At 68.9% G+C, this 18239-nt stretch carries 18 protein-coding genes; all 18 read left to right on the top strand.

What is annotated here, in order from left to right:
* Window positions 1-8: 8 nt before the first annotated feature.
* The gene (locus tag K8640_RS38730) at window positions 9-992 is read left to right on the top strand and encodes a general secretion pathway protein GspE (RefSeq protein WP_223751684.1); all 984 of its coding nucleotides are present in this window, start codon (window positions 9-11) and stop codon (window positions 990-992) included.
* Entirely contained in the window at window positions 989-2014 is a 1026-nt protein-coding gene (locus tag K8640_RS38725; protein ID WP_223751683.1) for an ABC transporter ATP-binding protein, read from the top strand. The genes K8640_RS38730 and K8640_RS38725 overlap by 4 nt, the downstream gene beginning before the upstream one ends.
* On the top strand, window positions 2011-3066 hold the full coding sequence (locus K8640_RS38720; protein WP_223751682.1) for an ABC transporter ATP-binding protein: 1056 nt from the start codon (window positions 2011-2013) through the stop codon (window positions 3064-3066). Before K8640_RS38725 ends, K8640_RS38720 begins: the two co-directional genes overlap by 4 nt.
* Complete coding sequence (locus tag K8640_RS38715) at window positions 3035-3442, top strand: DUF2085 domain-containing protein (protein WP_141324752.1); 408 nt, start codon at window positions 3035-3037, stop codon at window positions 3440-3442. The genes K8640_RS38720 and K8640_RS38715 overlap by 32 nt, the downstream gene beginning before the upstream one ends.
* Before the next feature lie 85 nt (window positions 3443-3527).
* Entirely contained in the window at window positions 3528-4157 is a 630-nt protein-coding gene (locus tag K8640_RS38710) for an RNA polymerase sigma factor (protein WP_223751681.1), read from the top strand.
* Complete coding sequence (locus K8640_RS38705; RefSeq protein ID WP_223751680.1) at window positions 4154-5587, top strand: zf-HC2 domain-containing protein; 1434 nt, start codon at window positions 4154-4156, stop codon at window positions 5585-5587. The genes K8640_RS38710 and K8640_RS38705 overlap by 4 nt, the downstream gene beginning before the upstream one ends.
* Window positions 5588-5683: 96 nt before the next feature.
* The gene (locus tag K8640_RS38700; protein WP_141324755.1) at window positions 5684-6670 is read left to right on the top strand and encodes a TadE/TadG family type IV pilus assembly protein; all 987 of its coding nucleotides are present in this window, start codon (window positions 5684-5686) and stop codon (window positions 6668-6670) included.
* Between the two features lie 15 nt (window positions 6671-6685).
* A complete protein-coding gene (locus tag K8640_RS38695) occupies window positions 6686-8743 on the top strand; it encodes a TadE/TadG family type IV pilus assembly protein (protein ID WP_223751679.1) in 2058 nt (685 codons plus the stop codon).
* A 20-nt stretch (window positions 8744-8763) separates the two neighbouring features.
* A complete protein-coding gene (locus K8640_RS38690) occupies window positions 8764-9924 on the top strand; it encodes a TadE/TadG family type IV pilus assembly protein (RefSeq protein ID WP_223751678.1) in 1161 nt (386 codons plus the stop codon).
* The gene (locus tag K8640_RS38685; RefSeq protein WP_223751677.1) at window positions 9893-10705 is read left to right on the top strand and encodes a hypothetical protein; all 813 of its coding nucleotides are present in this window, start codon (window positions 9893-9895) and stop codon (window positions 10703-10705) included. Before K8640_RS38690 ends, K8640_RS38685 begins: the two co-directional genes overlap by 32 nt.
* Complete coding sequence (locus K8640_RS38680; protein ID WP_141324758.1) at window positions 10702-11523, top strand: hypothetical protein; 822 nt, start codon at window positions 10702-10704, stop codon at window positions 11521-11523. Before K8640_RS38685 ends, K8640_RS38680 begins: the two co-directional genes overlap by 4 nt.
* Entirely contained in the window at window positions 11520-11744 is a 225-nt protein-coding gene (locus K8640_RS38675) for a hypothetical protein (RefSeq protein WP_046714745.1), read from the top strand. The genes K8640_RS38680 and K8640_RS38675 overlap by 4 nt, the downstream gene beginning before the upstream one ends.
* Before the next feature lie 32 nt (window positions 11745-11776).
* Window positions 11777-12517: a hypothetical protein gene (locus K8640_RS38670; protein ID WP_223751676.1), complete on the top strand. Its 741-nt coding sequence runs from the start codon at window positions 11777-11779 to the stop codon at window positions 12515-12517.
* 125 nt (window positions 12518-12642) lie between these two features.
* On the top strand, window positions 12643-13386 hold the full coding sequence (locus K8640_RS38665; RefSeq protein ID WP_223751675.1) for a hypothetical protein: 744 nt from the start codon (window positions 12643-12645) through the stop codon (window positions 13384-13386).
* Between the two features lie 189 nt (window positions 13387-13575).
* Window positions 13576-14391, top strand: coding sequence for a Flp pilus assembly protein CpaB (gene cpaB, locus K8640_RS38660; RefSeq protein WP_046714742.1), 816 nt, complete (start codon window positions 13576-13578; stop codon window positions 14389-14391).
* A 39-nt stretch (window positions 14392-14430) separates the two neighbouring features.
* On the top strand, window positions 14431-15276 hold the full coding sequence (locus K8640_RS38655; RefSeq protein WP_141324761.1) for a type II secretion system F family protein: 846 nt from the start codon (window positions 14431-14433) through the stop codon (window positions 15274-15276).
* A gap of 28 nt (window positions 15277-15304) precedes the next feature.
* Window positions 15305-16171 carry a type II secretion system F family protein gene (locus K8640_RS38650; protein ID WP_223751674.1) on the top strand — a complete coding sequence of 289 codons (867 nt, stop codon included), beginning with the start codon at window positions 15305-15307 and terminating at the stop codon, window positions 16169-16171.
* 11 nt (window positions 16172-16182) lie between these two features.
* Window positions 16183-18213, top strand: coding sequence for an FHA domain-containing protein (locus K8640_RS38645; RefSeq protein ID WP_255653821.1), 2031 nt, complete (start codon window positions 16183-16185; stop codon window positions 18211-18213).
* Window positions 18214-18239 lie beyond the last annotated feature (26 nt).

The following is an 18239-nucleotide window of genomic DNA, read 5'->3' as shown; positions in this document are numbered from 1 at the left end:
TCTGCCTTATGCGCAAGAAGATTGGCGAGCTGCTCGTCGAGTCGGGCGTGGTGACGGCGGAGCAGGTGAGGGTGGCGCTCGGGCAGAAGGGCGCTCCGGGGAGCCTGCGGCTGGGCGAGGTGCTGGTGGCGCAGGGGGCGTGCGCGCCCATCCATGTCGCCCGGGCGCTGGCCGTGCAGCACGGGCTGCCCTTCATCGAGCTGCCGGATGAGATCGCGCCAGCGGTGTCGTCGCTGGTGTCGTTGGACTTCCAGGCCGAGCACCGGGTGCTCCTCTTCCGGATGGAGGTGGAGGGCCGCAGCGAGCGCGTCCACGTCGCCGTGGAGGACCCGGGGGATTTGACGTTGGTGGATGAGCTGCGCTTCCAGCTCCGCAAGCAGGTGCGGGTCTTCGTCGTCGCGTCGGACGACCTGGACACCGCGCTGGCCCGGGCGCGGGGAGAGCCGCTGGACATCGTCGAGGCGGAGCCGCTGTACGAGGAGGAGGGCGCAGGTCCTCTCCCCGTGGCCGCGGGAACGCCACTGGAGTGGGAGATGCCGGAGACGCCGAAGCCCCCCGCAGCGAGACCACCCCCCGCCGCCGCTCCCGCGGCCCGTCGGCCCGGGACGCCGCCGCCTCCGCCCGCCGAGGCCCTGGGCGGCGCCGGGGGCGACTCGCTGGATGACCTGCTCGGCGTGAAGCCTCCGCCGCCCCGGCCTCCGCCGCCTCCCGTGCTCGAGGCCGACGACGGCAAGCCGCGCGTCCCGGTGGTGATGTTCGGTGGCGCGGCGAAGGGCTCGCAGCCCGCGCTGGCGCTCACGCCCACGCCGGACTTCTCCGACGACGACCTGGCCATCCTGGATGACCTGGAGCGCATGTCGCGGGGCGACGAGGCGGTGCTGGACACGGAGAAGGTGAAGCCCGCGCGCATGGTGGCCAGCCTCATCCGCCTGCTCATCCGCAAGGGGCTCATCCAGGAGGTGGAGTTCCTGGAGGAGCTGGCGAAGAAGTGACCTCCGTCGCGTCGCCCTCGGCGGAGGGGCCCCTGCTGGACGTCCGGGGCCTCACCGTGGAGCTGTCGCGGGAGGAAGGCCCGGTGCGCGCGGTGGACGGTGTGTCCTTCGCGCTGCCTCCTGGCGGCACGCTGGGCGTGGTGGGTGAGAGCGGCTGCGGCAAGAGCCTCACCGCGCTGTCCGTGCTGCGACTCGCGCCCCAGCCGCCCGTGCGGGTGGCGGGCGGCGAGGTGCTCTTCGAGGGGCGCGATCTGCTGACGCTCCCGGAGGAGGAGCTGCGGCGCGTGCGGGGACGCCACGTGGCCATGGTGTTCCAGGAGCCGATGACGTCGCTCAACCCCGTCTTCACGGTGGGCGAGCAGATTTCGGAGGGCGTGAGGCTGCACCTGGGCGCCTCGCGCTCCCAGGCCCGCGAGCGCGCGGTGGAGATGCTGCGTCAGGTGGGCATCCCTGCGCCCGGCGAGCGGGTGGATGCGTGGCCTCATCAGCTCTCCGGCGGCATGCGGCAGCGGGTGATGATTGCGATGGCGCTGGCGTGCGACCCGTCGCTGCTCATCGCGGACGAGCCCACCACCGCGCTGGACGTCACCATCCAGGCCCAGATTCTCGACCTGCTCAAGCGCCTGCAGGCCGAGCGCGGCATGGCGGTGATGCTCATCACCCACGACCTGGGCGTCGTCGCGGAGAGCTGCGACACGGTGGTGGTGATGTACGCGGGGAAGGTGGTGGAGCACGCGCCGGTGCGCGAGCTGTTCGCCCATCCGGCCCATCCGTACACCGCGGGGCTGTTGCGCTCGCTGCCCGCGCTGGGCGGCGAACTCGACGCGAATGCTCGCGCTCCCAGGATGAGACTGAGGGCCATCCCCGGCATGGTGCCCGCGCTGGGGCGACTGCCCTCCGGCTGCGCCTTCCGCGAGCGGTGTGAGCGGGCCACCGAAGAGTGCGCGCGCGTGATGCCGGTGCTCGAGCTCAAGCGCGGCTCGCAGCGCGCGGCCTGTCATCATCCGGTGCCCGCGCCATGAGCCCCGTCGAGCCGCTCCTCCAGGCGAGGGATGTCCAGGTGCACTTCCCCGTGCGCGCGGGCGTGTTGCAGCGCGTGCGCGGCGCGGTGAAGGCGGTGGACGGCATCAGCCTGGACGTCTTCCGGGGCGAGACGCTGGGCCTGGTGGGGGAGAGCGGCTGTGGGAAGAGCACGCTGGGGCGCGCGCTGTTGCGACTGGTGGAGCCCACCGCGGGCTCCATCCGCTTCGACGGGCAGGAGCTCACCGGCTTGTCCCAGCGCAGGCTGAGGCCGCTGCGTCGCCGGATGCAGCTCGTCTTCCAGGACCCGTATGCCTCGCTCAATCCGCGCATGACGGTGCGCGAGCTGTTGGGTGAGCCCTTCGACATCCACGGCCTGGCGCGTGGTCCGGGAGAGAAGGAGCGCGAGGTGCTCGCGCTGCTCGACGCGATGGGCCTGCCGCGCGAGGCGCTGGGGAGGCTGCCCCACGAGTTCTCCGGCGGGCAGCGACAGCGGCTGGGCATCGCCCGGGCCATCGCGCTGCGCCCGGACCTGGTGGTGGCCGACGAGCCCATCAGCGCGCTGGATGTCTCCATCCAGGCGCAAATCGTGAACCTGCTGGTGGACCTGCAGCGCGAGCGCGGGCTCACCTATGTGTTCATCGCGCACGACCTGAACATCGTCGAGCACGTGTCCACGCGCGTGGCGGTGATGTACCTGGGGCGCGTCGTCGAGCTGGCCCCTTCGGACAGGCTGTATCGCCGACCGCGCCACCCCTACACGCAGGCGCTGCTCGCGGCGGTGCCGGTGCCGGACCCGTCGCGGACCCGGACGCGGCTGTTGGTACCGGGCGAGCCGCCCTCTCCGCTCGCGCCGCCTCCTGGCTGCACGTTCCATCCGAGATGTCCCCACGCCATCGAGCGCTGTCGACGTGAGTCGCCTCCGCTGTATCCCCTGGACTCGGGGCACTTCGCCGCGTGTTTCCTGGCGGAGGACGCATCCCAGCGGGCTGCTCCCACTCCACCTCCCGGAGGGACCGACGGTGTTCTGGCTCAGTCACCATCACCCGGATGAGTACAACCGCACGTACCTCTTCGGCGGGCTGAGGCTCTGCGCCCGCTGTCTGGGGACCTACCCGGTGATGCTGGCCGGGCTGGTGGCGCTGTTCGTGGCGCGCGCGCCGCTGAGCTGGTCCTGGGACGTGCCCGCCGTGCTGCTGCTCACGCTGCCCGCGCTGGTGGACTGGGCGGTGGGCCGCTTCCGGCCCGCGGCGGGCTCCAACGCGGTGCGCACCGCGACGGGGGTCCTGCTGGGCCTGGCGCTCGCACGCTCGCTGCACGTCCACCTCCAGCGTCCCCTGCCTGGCGTGCTCCTGGCCCAGGCGGCGCTGGTGACAGGGGTCGCGCTGCCTGTCATTCTGGCCACTTACCGGAGACCACGACCGGATTAGACCCTCGCGCGCCGTCGTCCGTTATGACGGCACGGGTTGAGGGTGGGCCGGAAGTGAGCGTGGCTCCACGAGCGATGGGGGAGAGTTGGGACCGGAGACCTCAGACGAGCGCCTGATGCTCGCCTTCCAGGCGGGGGACGCTCGTGCGTTCGAGGCGTTGGTGCGAAGGCATCGGACACCGGTGTTCAACTTCATCCTGCGCTTCGTCGGGCAACGCGCGCGGGCGGAGGACGTGCTGCAGGAGACGTGGCTGAAGGTCGTACGCAGCGCCGGCGAGTATCAGGCGAAGGCCCGATTCACCACCTGGGTCTACACCATCGCGAGGAACCTCTGTGTGGACAGCGCGCGCAAAGAAAGCTACCGCCAGGCCGCGTCCCTGGAGTCGCCGGTGAATGGTGCGGACGGCGAGGACGGCCGGGCGCTCGCGGACGCGCTGCCGGATGGTGGCGCCAGCCCCGAGCGCGGCGCGCACAACGCGCGGCTGCGGCCCCTGTTGGAGCGCGCCCTGGCGGCGCTGCCGGAAGAGCAGCGCGAGGTGTTCATCCTGCGTGAGTACAGCGGCATCCCGTTCAAGGACATCGCCGACGTGACGGGCGTTTCGGAGAACACGGTGAAGAGCCGGATGCGCTACGCGCTGGACGGCCTGCGTCGCCGGTTGGCCGAGCTGGGCGTGGATGGCGACCTCGTCGAGGATGGAAGGACGGTGGTGGGATGAAGCCGCAGAACCTCCATGCTCATGAGGACCGGCTCCTCGACTTCGCCTACGGCGAGCTCTCCACGACGGAGGCCCAGGCGGTGGAGTCCCATCTGCAGGGCTGCGTGCGCTGCACCCAGGCCCTGGACGACATCCGTGGCGTGCGCGTCACCATGTCGCAGCTCTCCGAGGAGCCCGCGCCGGACGCGGGCCTGGAGTCGCTGCTGGCCTACGCGCAGCAGTCCGCGCGCCGGGCCGCGGCGGGCCCCGAGCCCAAGCCGTCCCGGTGGCGTCGCTGGTTCTTGCCCGTCGTGGGGCTCGCGTCGGTGGGTACGCTGGGCATCGTCTCGTTCATGGCCGTCTCTCCCGACTTGACCCGCCCCGACCTGAGGCAGGGGGAGGCCCAGGTGAAGAAGGCGGAGCCCACCTCCGTGGACGCCCCTCCGCCGCCCACCGCGGGCATGGCCCCGGCCCCCGCTCCGGCCGCCGCCGCGTACGCGGACTCGGCGCCGGTCGTCGATGGCGAGCTGGCGGAGGACCGGCTCATGCACGAGACCCGGCAGCGCGACGAGTTCGGCGAGCGGAAGAACCAGGTGGCCCGCCGCGCCGAGGACTGGGACCAGAACGGCAGCGGGGGTGGAATCGGCTCGGTGGGCCCTCGCGAGGCTTCCAGGTCCAAGTCGAAGGGCGCCCCTTCGTTGCCCACGGCCTCGCTCCCCGTCACATCGAAGCCCGCGCCGAAGGCCCTGGAGAAGCGCGCTCCCGTGAGCGACGAGCTGGAGGCGCCGCAGGGGAAGGTGGCGCGCCGGGAGCCGCTCCGGCTCGGAGGTTCGAGCGCGGCGAAGAAGGAGTCCAGCGCGGACCTGGACGACAAGTCGTCAGCGGACGTTGCTGCTTGGGAGGAGGCCGAGGGTGCCCCGGCGATGGAGTCCGCCGCGGAGTCGCTGCCCCAGGCCGTCGTCGCCCAGCCGCCGCCCGCACCGCCCCAGGATGATTCCGCCATCGAACGTTCGCTCGCCTCCAGGACGGCTCCGGCGGCCCCGAAGCCGACGAAGCAGCAGGAGGATGCCCTGGTGATGCGGCCCAAGAGCCCGAAGGCCGCCTCGACGGCTCCCGAGGCCGCGAAGGAGGACAAGGCCCGGGGCCCCTCCGTCCGTGAGCTGTCCCTCAAGGCCGAAGCCGCGTTCCGGGAAGGGGACCGGGCCCGGGAGGCGGGTCTCTTGAACCTCGCCCTGAACGCCGGGGCCTCCGGGACGGAGCGCATGGGTCTGCTCAACCGGCTGTGCGATGCCGAGCTCGCCCTGGGACGCCGACGTGAGGGGTTGGCCGCGTGTCGTCAGGTGATCCAGGAATCTCCGGGTTCCAGCGCCGCGCAGGCGGCCCGGCGACGCCTGAGCCGCGAGGCCGACTCGGCCGAAACCCCGGCCGAGCCTGCCCAACCCGCGCCGTAAGCCCGCGCGATTTTTCAATAAATGGGAGGCTGAAACCGTCCGGCGGTGTCCATTTGACCGATGCGTCCCGGAGGCGCTGATCGAGATAATGGCGCCATGGGAATGGAACAGGAAGAGCGGCCGCGAAAGGCGTCGGGCCGTCAATCCGGGCAGGCGGCGGTCGAAGCGGCGATGATCATGCCGCTCGCGGTCTTCATGACGCTGGGCATCATCCAGCTGACGCTGATTCAGCACGCGAAGCTGATGACCGAGTACGCCGCCTACCAGGCCGCGCGCGCCGGCGTCGTGTGGAACGGCAACAACGAGCGCATGCATGACGCGGCCATCGTCGCGCTGCTGCCGACGTTGGGGCGCACCGACGACATCGGCAACCTGGCGAAGACCTTCGCCATCCATCAAATCTACGACTCCGCGATGCGCACGCTGAACTTCGGCGGCGGCGTGGTTCCTCGCACGGTGAACGGCTCGAACCTGTTCGGCCTCATCCGCGTGGACACCATCAACCCGGCGTACTTCACGCCCATCGACACCATCTGGAAGCTGCGCAGCGGCTACAACTGGCAGGAGCTGGACTTCGACGGCGCGGACAGCTTCCCGGAAGTCCCCTCGCTGGAGAGCAACATCCGCAAGTTCTTCAACCTGCCGGAGCCGGACAGCTCCGAGCTCGTCTACCGGAAGGCCACGCGGCTCACCATCCGCCTGCGCTACTTCTATGAGATGAAGGTCCCGTTCGCGAACTGGATCATCTTCACGTCCTGGTACGCGTCCAACGCCCAGGTGGCCCTGCGCGGCGCCATCGACCGCGCGACGCTCGCGCCCCGGGCCAACATGATGTCCGACGGCGGCAACCTCACGCCGCTGGCCGCGATGGCCAAGGGCATTGACCACGAGCAGGGCTACAACTCGCTGTACCCCGCCGAGATGTGGGTGCTCTGGGGGCTCGCCACCGGCAGCATCCCGTTCGTCTCCAGTCTCGTCGGAAAGCGCTACTTCATGCCGCTGACGGCCACCTACACCATGCGCATGCAGTCCAACTTCCACCGGAAGTGGATCATGCACCTCAACCCCGACTGGGGCCTGTAAGAGGACGCACGCACCATGTTCACTCGAATCCTCCGACAGAGCTTCCAGCGCCAGGAGGGCCAGGCCCTCATCCTGGCCGCCTTGATGGTGCTGGTGATGTCCATCGCCGTGCTGACCACGGTGAACATCGGCCACACCGTGCACGAGCGCGTGCGCCTGCAGAACACCGCGGACGCCGCCGCCTACTCGATGGCCGCCATGGAGGCGCGCGCGTTCAACTTCTACGCGTACGCCAACCGCACGCAGGTGTCCCACTACGTGTCGGCCATGATGTGGCACTCGCTCATCTCGGTCATCTACTCGGCCGAGGCGTTCTTCACGGACCTGTTCGGGTTCATGAAGACGCTCAACCCGTGCGCCGGCAAACGCAAGAAGCTGTGGATCGTCTTGTGTCCCATCATCGAAGTGATTCCGTACGTGGGACAGGTCATCAAGGCCGTGAACAAGATCATGACCTTGTACAAGACGGTCTTCCTGCAGCCGTTCCAGCGCATCCTCAAGGCCGCCAACCCCGACAAGTGGTTGGGCAAGTTCCTGATTCCAGCGCATCGGGTGCTCAACGGCGCCATGTACTTCATGTCCCAGGCGGTGATGATGTCCGCGTCGACACACGTGACGCAGACGACGCAGGGCGTGCTGGACGCGAACGACACCAAGCTCAACTCGCTGGCCAGCCAGCTGGCGACGGGCATCTACAGCCAGTGTCTCTTCAGCCAGGCGCACAACTCGCACGCGGGCGGCAAGCCCCTGAACCCGGGCACGTGGAAGAACCCGTTCGGCGCGCTGGACGTGACGAAGTACAAGGCCAACGACGACATCGCCCGCGCCAAGCGCTCCATGGGCGGCATCACCAACGCCACGCGCTACGCGTGTGACCACGAGGGTGGCATCTGCCCCGAGCGCTTCACCACCTCGCGCGAGCTGGGTGACATCCTCCCGCTGCCGGACGCGCTCGGCTTCCTGCGCGACATGCTCAACAACGGCGTGAACGCTCCGGGCCTGATGGAGTTCAAGAAGATGGGGCAGACGCGCATGCTGTCCGCGACGTTCCCCACCGCGAAGAGCATCATGGATTCGCGCAACTACATCCGCGACTGGAACGACAACCTGAGCCCGTGGGGCATGACGGCGCAGGGTGACAACATGGGCGCGGACGACCTGTACTGGCTCAAGCTGGGCCCCGCCGAGGTCGACGTGGGCGTGGGCAAGGCGGACAACCCGCTGTCCTGCAACAACAAGGACCCGTACACGCGCTGCTTCGGTGACAACCGCAAGGGCCTCAACGACAAGGGCGGCATCAAGCTGCCGTACCGTCACACCATGAAGCCCAGCGTGTGGGCGCTCAACGACAAGGACACCGGCAGCGTCAAGGGCGGCGTCCACTGGCGCATCCACTACCCCCAGAACAGCGAGGGGTGGCGCAACCACCGCGCGCCCAGCGGCGCCGAGCGCGAGGTGGGCATCCACCGCGAGAAGGTCTGCGTCCTCCAGCTCGTCGTCTGCTGGTTCAAGGTGGACGTGTACACGGCCAACGTGCGTCCGGCCCAGGACGGCAACCACCCCTGGGGTGGCGTGACGCCGTTCATGCACTTCGAGCCCGGTCAGTACTCGGGAAGCACCTGCAACCCGATGGCGAACGCGGCGAACAACGCCATCGCCGAGCGCAAGTTCGACTTCAACCAGCCGTCGGCCTGGGTGGCGCTGAACAAGTCTCCCGAGGACGTGGTGAACAAGGAGAACGCGGACGGCACGGGCTCCAACGCGCCCGCGCTCCTCAACGACGACGGCAAGGTGAAGTTCTCCTTCACCGCGGACTCGGAGGGGCTGGAGATGCTCAACAACCGCAAGAAGTTCCTCAGCCTCACCGAGGGCCTCAACGTCATCTCGCGCGGTCAGAGCTACTACCACCGCCCGGGCAACTGGACCGAGCAGCCCAACTTCTTCAACCCATACTGGCGTCCTCGCCTGGCGTCCGTGTACCAGGGGCGCAACCAGCTCCCGGTCGTCGGCAGCATGCTGGACGCGCTGCCCGGCGCGCTCCAGGGCTTCGCCCCGAAGGTCATGACGCACTGAGGACCGCGATGAGAGCCCCCATGTCCCGCAAGAGTTTCCGGCGCGGTGCCGCCACGGTCGAGTTCGCGCTCTCCGTGCCGCTCCTCGTCATGATTCTGATGTTCAGCATGTACCTGACGGAGTTGGTCCGGGCGAAGCTGAAGCTCCAGGAGATGGCGCGTTACGCCGTCTGGGAGATGACCAGCTACTCCCTGTCTGACTTCGCCAAGGGCAACCACGACAACGCCTTCGAGGACGCACGTCAGGAGGCGCACACCGAGCTGGTCGAGCGCTACAAGGACATGGACTCGGTGGAGCCCAACGGCACGGTGGGCACGTTCATCGCCCGCTACGGCAACGTGCAGGGCACCATCACCAACAAGGAGATTCCCTTCCTCGAGTCCGGGATGCTGGGCGGTCCCGGCAGCACGGGAGAGGGTGGCGGGCTGGGCGCCGGGGTGATTGGCATGCTCAACTCGGGCGCCGGCTCGGTGCTCAACATGTGGGGCTTCAACAACAAGGGATGGGTCGAGTCCGAAGTCACGATGAACTTCGACAACGTCATCATCCCGCGCAGCTACCTGGACGAGTCGGGGCAGGGCGGCTTCTTCAAGTCGGACACCTTCGGCGGGCAGGACCTGGCGAGCATCCCCATGCGCTCGCGCTACTCGATGTACGCCAACGGCTGGAACATGCCGGACGGCGGCGACGCGGTGGTGCGAGACAGGCGAGCGGGCAACCACCGCTCGGGCAGCGACCCGCACGGCATGCACGTGCAGGTGGGGCGGATGAAGTTCCTGGGCCTGACGCAGGCGCTGGATGGCAGCGTCGGCAGCGTGCTCAGCTTCCTGGGGAGCTTCCTGCCGAACTTCTTCGGCACCTATGTCGTCGCCCGCAACTACGGTATCGATCCCCAGCAGAAGGGGAACTGCAACGGCCTGACGGGGTACGACAGCTCGGCGAGCAGCGGTCTGCACGCGATGCGCGACCTGCTGGACAACGACCGGCCGGACTGCTTCGACACGGCGCCGTTCCGCGATGAGATGACGTACGGGGACAGCAACTACATCAAGCTGTTCATGGCCCGCGGTCCGCACTTCATGGGCTGCAAGAAGGCCATGGCCGACGACCCGTCGGACCCGGACGCCAACCAAGAGGCGACGAAGAAGGATGAGCAGGACAACAAGATTCGCTGCGAGTAGGGCCGCGGCCCTCGGGCTGGTGCTCGGCTGTGCGCTGGGGGCCTTCGGGCCGGCGCGCGCGGCCGAGCAGCAGGTGCCCGTGTATCCGGGCACCGTCCACACCCGCATCGGCAACGACCTGGTCATCGGCGGGGAGTACTACCGCCTGGCCTACTTCACCACGACCGACCCCATGAAGAAGGTGGTGGCCTACTTCGCGCAGAAGTGGCGCGACGAGGGCTACCCCACCGTGGTGGAGGGCGACATGGAGGAGGAGGCCGTCGTCTCCGCGCTCTTCACGCGCGAGGGCCTGCAGCGCGGGGTGGTGCTGCGCATGCACGCGGGCAAGACGGTGGGCTTCACGGCGCTGCGCGATTTGTGGTCGCGTCCGCCGAAGACGCCGCCGCAGGGCCTGGTCAAGCTGGAGGGCACGCTCTACAGCCAGGACCTGGCCACGCGCGACGACCCGGGCGGCTCGCAGAACCGCACGTCCCTGGTGACGGGGGACCTCAACGACGTGCAGCGCCGCGTGGACGCGGAGCTGGAGCGCCAGGGGTTCTCGCCGGTGCGCAGCACGGTGACGAAGCTGGGCGGTGGCACGCAGGTGACGATGGAGCACGCGCGCAAGGGCGAGCAGGTGATGACGACCATCTCCGAGGTGGACGAGGGCATGTCGACCGTCCTCCAGACCTGGGTGGGCTCGGACCGTCCGGACGCGGTGCCCAACGACGACGCGGTCCGCAAGAGCCGCGAGGCCTACGAGCAGGAGCAGAAGGCCAAGACGAAGGGGACGGGCAAATGAGGGCGACGTGGGCCGTCCTGGCGGTGGTGCTGATGGCGGCGTCGGCGCGCGCGGAGGAGAGCCCCGCGGCGCGCGAGGTGATGAACCACCTGACGCGCGGCGCGCGCAACACGCGCGTGGGCGATTGGGTGACCTACCGCTTCGACGGCGGCGCGGGTGGCCAGCGCATCTACTACTGGCGCATGGCGGTGGTGGGGGAGGAGAAGGACAAGCAGGGCCGGGACGCGGTGTGGGTGGAGATGGAGGCGGGCACGCACCCGGCCATGAAGTCGCCCCTGATGCAGATGCGCATGCTGGTGGCGCGCGAGGGCGAGCAGATCCAGTACGACGCCATCTCCCGGCTCTATGTGGGCGGCCCCACGGACCGTCCGCAGGAGTACTCGCAGGAGGCCCTGGACCACGTCATGAAGAAGATGGGGCAGGAGGCCAAGGACGACAAGCTGCCGCACCCGGACGAGGACAAGGAGCCGCTGCCCGCGGGGCTCAAGCCCGTGCTACGCTCCAGCAAGGAGATGCGGGTGATGACGCTGGCGGGGACGGTGTCGGCCGTGCAGATCGAACTGGTCGTGAAGAAGACCGTCGTCAAGCGGATGTGGATTTCCCGCGAGATTCCGTTGATGCAACTGGCGAAGATGGAGATTCCAGGCATCGCCCATTCGATGGAGGTGGCGGAGTACGGTATCGACGCCAAGCCGCGAATGGTGCTGCCGCCTCCGTCCGCCCCCAAGGTCCGCCTGGAGTACGCGGACCGTGTGTTCCCCAACCTGCCCGACATGGACGCGCCGCAGGACGCGGCCCCGGAGGAAGCCTCCCCATGAGCATCCCCAAGACGCAGCGCCGGCGCGCCTCCCAGCGCGGCCAGGCCATGGTCGAATACTCCATCCTCAACTGGGTCCTCGTCGTCGCGCTCATCATCGGCGGGTCGGTCAAGGTCCGGTGGACGGATGACGTGCAGTCGAACGTCATCGACCTGTTCATGCGCTCGTACCAGATCTACTACGACTCGTTTTACTTCGTGCTGAACCTGCCGTTCCCGTGACGGACCGGAGCACGGTGGGGGCGCCGTCCCCCTTGGGACTGAGGCTGGTGCACGCGGCCGCCTTCCTCGCGATGGCGGGGGGCGTGCTGTACGTCTCCGTCCCCGAATGGCGGCACGTCGTCGGAGTCCTCGGACACGCGTTCCATGTCGGCCCCCTGCCGCGCTGGACGCTGCTCGGGGGCTCCGTGGTGGCGGTGCTCGCGGTGCTGCGTCTGGTCTGGGCGCTGGTGCGCGGGCACTCCGCGCCGCTCTGGGCGTCGGGCGCGGTGCTGGTGGCCGTGGTGGGCGCGGTGGCGGCGGGCGATGGGCGGCCCCTGCGCGAGGCTCGCGCCGAGGAGACCGCCAACCTGTCCATCCTCCGCGTGGGGCGCCGGGTCCATCTGACGATGGTGCAGGAGCTCCAGGCGCACGGAGAGGTCCCCACGGAGCGTGGGGACTGGAGCACGGCCCTCGAGGTGGCGGGGCCCGTGAACGACCGCGTGCGCACGCGCGCGTTGAGCGCCGTGCCCATGCGGCTGGAGTGGCTGGAGTCGGATGACGACCGTCCCGCCACGCTGGTGCCTGGAGCGCTGTGGGTCCACGTCACGCCGGACGGAGTGGGCTTCAGCGTGCGCATGGTCGGCCTGCGGGAGGGCGAGCCCGCGATGCTGCTGGATGAGCGGGGGCGGGAATTGATTCTGCGCGGCCTCTACAATCCGGACCTTCCGCCCATGCAGCAGCCCTCGGCGTCGCCCCTCGAATCGCCGCATCCTTCGCACACAGCTGGACACTGACGCGTTCCTTGCGCGTCGGTGTTGCCGAGGACCCGGGACTCGGCGAGTCTCGGGATACCTCATGACGCAGTGGCTCGTGGCCGGAGGAGTCGCCTGCGCACAACGACGAGGACAAGGAGCGCGACATGGCGCATGCGGCCTGGAAGTGGATGGTCGTCGCGGTGGGTGTCGGGGCAGGGGTGCTGGCGTGCAGTGATGACGACGACGGGGGCGGTGGCGGCGGCGGGGATGGCGGCTTCACCTTCGACGCGGGCGTGAACCTGGTGCGGCCCGGCTTCGGCGAGGACCCGGGCCGGCCGGTGGGCAAGACGTTCGTCTTCCCTCCGGGCGTGGAGCTCGCCGGGGTGCCGTACGGCGCCAGCGACGCCACGAAGGACTGCGGCAACGGCGTGGCGCCCATCGGAACGGGGCCCGCGGTGCTGGTCTGCGTGCCGCTGCGCAACACCACGGGTAGCCCCGTCGAGGTGACGTTCGAGCCGGGGCTGGTGGTGCTCAACACGGCGCCCAGCCGCATCCAGAACGGCATGCTCATCGGCCGTGAGCCCATCACGGTTCCCCCCACGGGCACGGGCCCCGGCGGCGTCGACGCGGGCACGGATGGCGGCAGCGAGGAAGAGGTCTTCCTGGTCCCGCTCCACATGTACTGCCTCAACGAGGCGCGTGGCCCCTCCGAGGAGGGGGGCACCTTCGAGCTGGGCCCCGTGTCCACGGACCCCGACATCGTGAGGCTGCTGCAGCTCCTGGAGAACAAGGTCATCGCCAACGAGGATGACGCCGACGTGGTCCAGGATGCGCTCTACAGCATCACCGAATACAACGGGCTGACCGCCGAGGACCTCGCCGCCATCAACGGCCTCAGGAACCGCTGACGCAACCCAGCGATTCGACAGGGTTGGCGCGGGATTCTGTGCTGTCGCGGGAGGTGGTTTTGACACCTGCTGTATCGCACGGCTAACATCCCGCGCCGTCGGCGCCGATGTGCGCCTTTTTGGAATTCAACACCCCTCGAACGCCTTCGCCGCCGAACGGCGCCCCCCCGTTTTGGAGGTTCCTGAACCATGCTGAAGGGCAAGACTCCGCTCGTCGTCGCGCTCGTGCTCGGCCTTCTGGCCGGCGTCATCGCGTACTCCGCCATCAAGAAGAAGGAGGCGGATGTCCGCCGCGGTTGGAACCTGGTGCCCGTCGTCGTGGCGGCTCAGGATGTCCCCGAGGGTACGGTCATCACCTTCGAGATGATCTCCCAGCGCTCGGTCCCCGAGCAGTTCGTCACCTCGTCGGTGGTCCGTCCGGACTCGGCGTCGTACGTGGTGAACCAGAAGGTGCTGGTGGCCCTGCAGGCGGGTGACCCGCTGCTGTGGAGCCAGTTCGAGACGACCAAGGCCGCCGAGCGCCTGTCCTCGAAGGTCCAGAAGAAGATGCGCGCGATGACCATCGAGGCGAAGAACACCACCTCCGTCGGTGGCTGGATCCGCCCGAACGACCACGTGGACATCATCGGCACGTTCCGCGACCCGCAGACGGACGAGAACGTCGGCGTGACGCTGCTGCAGAACATCATCGTGGTGGCCACCGGCAAGATCACCGGCACCACCAACGTGAACCTCATCCCGGAAGGCCAGCGCGACTACAACAACGTGTCGCTGATGGTGCTGCCGGAAGAGGCGGAGATCCTCGTGCTCGCGGCGGAGCTCGGCGCGCTGACGCTGTCCTTGCGCAACGAGGACGACGTGGACCTCATCGAGGAGCGCGGCCGCGCGACCATCAGCACGCTCCTGTCGGGTGAGCGCACCCGCGTGCTGGAGGCCAAGCGCCGGGAGATCATCCAGATCATCAAGGGCAGTGGCGACAAGGCCGCGGCCGCGGGCGCCCAGTAGTCGGCGCCACGGCGCCCTCGTCCTCAGGGAAGCACGCCCATGCTCGCAGGAATCGTCCTCCTCCTCGTCACCGGCTCGGTCTTCTTCTTCAGCCTGGTGATCTTCAGCGTCCTCTCGAAGGCGTACGAGCAGTACCAGGAGCGCTACGTCGCCAAGTCGATGAACGACTTGAGCGACATGTTCCTGTTCATCGACGCGCGGCAGATGTTGGTCCTCAACATCGCCAGCATGTGCTTGCTGGGCATCCTCACCTACATCATCTTCAACCCCATCCTGGCGGTCATCGCCACGGTCTTCGGCTTCTTCCTGCCGATGATCATGGTCAAGCACTACCGCAAGCGGCGCATCAAGAAGTTCAACGTCCAGCTGGTGGACGCGCTGCAGGCGATGGCGAACGCGTTCAAGGCCGGCCTCACCTTCCCGCAGGCCATCGAGCACGTGGCGCGCGAGGCGATGCCTCCGCTGTCGCAGGAGTTCGGCCTGTTCGTGAAGGAAGTGAAGCTGGGCGTGCCGCTGGAAGAGGCGCTCATCAACATGGGCCGCCGGGTGGGCAGCGACGACCTGGAGCTGGTGGTGGTGTCCACCAACATCGCGCGCCAGCTGGGCGGCAACATGGCGGAGATGTTCGAGACCATCTCCACGGTGATTCGCGAGCGCTTCCGCCTGGAAGGCAAGATCGACGCGCTCACCTCGCAGGGCAAGCTGCAGGGGTGGATCGTCGCCGCCATGCCGGGCGTGCTCGGCATGGTGCTCAACTACATGCGGCCGGACCTGATGGAGCCCATGATGAACCACTACTTCGGGTGGATCCTCGTGGTGCTGATCGCCATCATGGAAGTGATGGGCATCCTCATCATCCGGCGCATCGTCAACATCGACATTTGAGGGGTGCCCGGTGGATATCCTGACGCAAGTGTTGGTCGGAAGCTCGGCGCTGCTCTTCGCAGGCGCGGTGGGCTTCCTCGGAATCGGTCTGTACCAGGTGCTCCTGGAGCGCTTCCTGTCGGAGGTGCGCGACGAGTCCCAGGGCGGCATGAAGGGCTTCGGCTCGGTGGCCATCCGCCGGCTGGGTGCCATGAACCGCCGGTTCATCTGGCCCAGCTACGAGGCGAAGTCGCGCCGCAACCTCATCAAGGCCGGTGAGCCCCAGGGCTACAAGCCCGAGGACATGATGGCGCTGCAGGAAGTCAGCGCCGTCGTCGGCCTGCTGATGGGCCTGTTCATGCTCAACGGCCTGGGCCAGAACCTGGTCTGGTCGCTGCTGTTCCTGCTGTTCGGCATGTACTACCCGCTCCTGTGGCTGAACGACCAGGTGAAGAAGCGCCACCTGCTCATCAGCCGCGCGCTGCCCTACAACCTGGACCTCCTGACGCTGTCCGTGGAGGCCGGTCTGGACTTCACCGCGGCGCTGGCGAAGGTGGTGGAGAAGGGCAAGGCGGGCCCGCTGCGCGAGGAGCTGCAGCTGGTGCTCAAGCAGCTGAAGATGGGCAAGACGCGTGAAGAGGCCCTCAAGAGCATGATTGTGCGCGTGGACCTGCCGTCGCTGACGACGTTCGTCACGGCGCTCATCCAGGCGGACAAGATGGGTACGAGCCTGGGCAAGGTGCTGCGCATCCAGTCCACGCAGATGCGCATCGACCGCACGCAGCGCGCGGAGAAGCTGGCCGGCGAGGCGCCGGTGAAGATGCTCTTCCCGCTCATCGCCTGCATCTTCCCGACCGTGTTCATGGTCCTCTTCGGACCCATCGTGTTCCAGTTCTTCTTCGGTGAGCTCGCGTAGGGGGAAGTCCTCTGCCGATTCTCCTCTCCATCACGAAGGGGCTCCAGGAAGGACGCGAGCTCGTCTTCGAGCAGGCCGAGGTCAAGATCGGCCGCACCTCGGAGAACGACGTGGTGTTGCATGACCACGGCGTCTCCCGGCAGCACGCTCGCATCGTCCTGCGTGACGGGCAGTACTACGCCGAGGACAACGGCAGCTCCAACGGCACGGCGCTCAACGGCAACCTGCTGAAGGGCGAGCAGCTGCTGCGCGACGGGGACCGCATCGGCGTGGGGCCGGTGGAGTTCACCTTCCTGTGGGTGCCGCCGGATGGGGACGTGGACGCCACGCGGCCCATCCGCCGCGCGCCCCCGCAGCCCTCGGTGGTGCTGGAGCAGCCGGACCAGGAGTACCTGCCCACCGGAGAGCTCCCCGCCGTCGCTCCCGTGGCGCCGTCCTCGTCGAACCCGCCCAGCGGCAAGCGTCCGCTCGTGGCCCCCGCGGCGCCGCTCCCCATCCTGCCGTCGCTCGCGTCCCTGTCCGAGCCGGCGCCGACCGCCTCGAAGCGCCCCTCCGTGCCGCCGGTGCCCCCGGTGTTGGTGCCCCCTCCAGCGCCGCCGCAGGAGGACCGCACCGAGCTGAACCTGGCGCCGGTGGTGATGGTGCCGGTCCTCACCTCGCGGCCCCTGCCGCCCCCCGTGCTCCCACGCGAGGAGCACACCGAGGTCCTCCCTCCCGCCCGCGCCGCCATGCCCCCGGTGCTCCCCGTCGAGGAGCGCACCGAGGTGCAGCTGACCCTCTCACCCGCCCTGCTGGGCGTGCCCCTGGCGCCGCCGGTGGAGGAGCGCACCGACGTGCTCCTGGCCGCGGTGTCGCCGCCCATCGCCACCGCCATGCCTCCGGGGTTGCTGGAGGAGTCCATCCCGGAGGAGCGCACGGAGCTGGCGCTGCCCACGCTCGCGGCGGTGGGGCTGCTGGAGAGTCCCGCGGACGAGGACTCCACCCGGCCCATCGTCCGGCTCGCGAAGCCCGTCGCCGCGCTCGCCCCTGGCGTGGAGGACGCGCCGACGCTCGCGCCCCCTCCCGTCGTCGCCAAGAGCGCGTCCGCTCCCGGGGCCACCGCCGCGGACCGTGCGCGCGAGCGACGGGCGCTGTCGCGGAGCCGGGGAGGGCAGTTGGTGCTCGGGTGGCGCGGGCTGTCCCTGCCCCGCAAGCTGCTGACGGGCGCGGTGCTGCTCCTGGTGCTGGGGGGCGTGTCGGTGGGGCTCGCCGCCGTGTTCCTGCCCGGAGGGGTGGGCCTGGGCGGCGCTCGCGCGGAGCCCTCGAGCCTGGGCCTGGAGGCCGTGACGGACTCGTTCGGGCTGGGGGAGGGGGTGCGCTGGGAGCACCCGGACCAGAAGTCCTTCGAGTTCCAGTTCGTCGCGCCCACCCGCGCGGTGGCCCTGCTGCACTACCAGGCCAGCGGCGTGTCCAAGGAGGAGGTCGCCCTGGTGCTCAACGGGGTGAACCTGGGCTGGGTGCCACCGGATACCACCACCACCGCCGAGCGGGAGCTGGAGCACATCCTCCCCGCCAGCGCCCTCAAGCGCGGCGTCGTCAACACCTTCGCCTTCGACAACGTCCGCAACCCCCCGGGCAACGAGACGTGGCGGGTGTGGAACCTGCGGTTGGAAATCATCCCCGTGCCGGAATTGCCGCCCGAGCAGCTTTTGGAGCAGGCGCGCGAATATGCCTCGACGGGCCGGCGTTTCTTCGACTCGAAGGGGGTGGGGGCGGAGAACCTGTTCCGGGCCTGGCAGCAGTTCCGCTTCGCTTGGATTACCCTGGAGGCCCTGGACACGCGGCCGGAGCTGTACGAGGACGTCCGGTATCAGCTTTCCCAGGTCTCCTCCGAGCTGGACCACCAATGTGCCCAGCTCATGCTCGAATTCCAACGCAGTGTGCAGTTCCGCAGCGCGAAGAAGGCCCGGGCGGCTTTGCAGGAAGTCAGCAGGCGCTTCCCTACGACAGAGCATCGCTGCCACAATCTGGCCAAGGAAAAGGCGTTCGAGCACGAGCTGTAGCTCTCGTGCTCTTTCTCAGGAAGTCG

It is taken from the genome of Myxococcus sp. XM-1-1-1, assembly GCF_020037095.1.
GTDB classification, from domain to species: domain Bacteria; phylum Myxococcota; class Myxococcia; order Myxococcales; family Myxococcaceae; genus Myxococcus; species Myxococcus fulvus.
The sequence above is the reverse complement of the archived record's forward strand: the minus strand, read 5'-3'. Positions and strand labels throughout refer to the sequence as shown.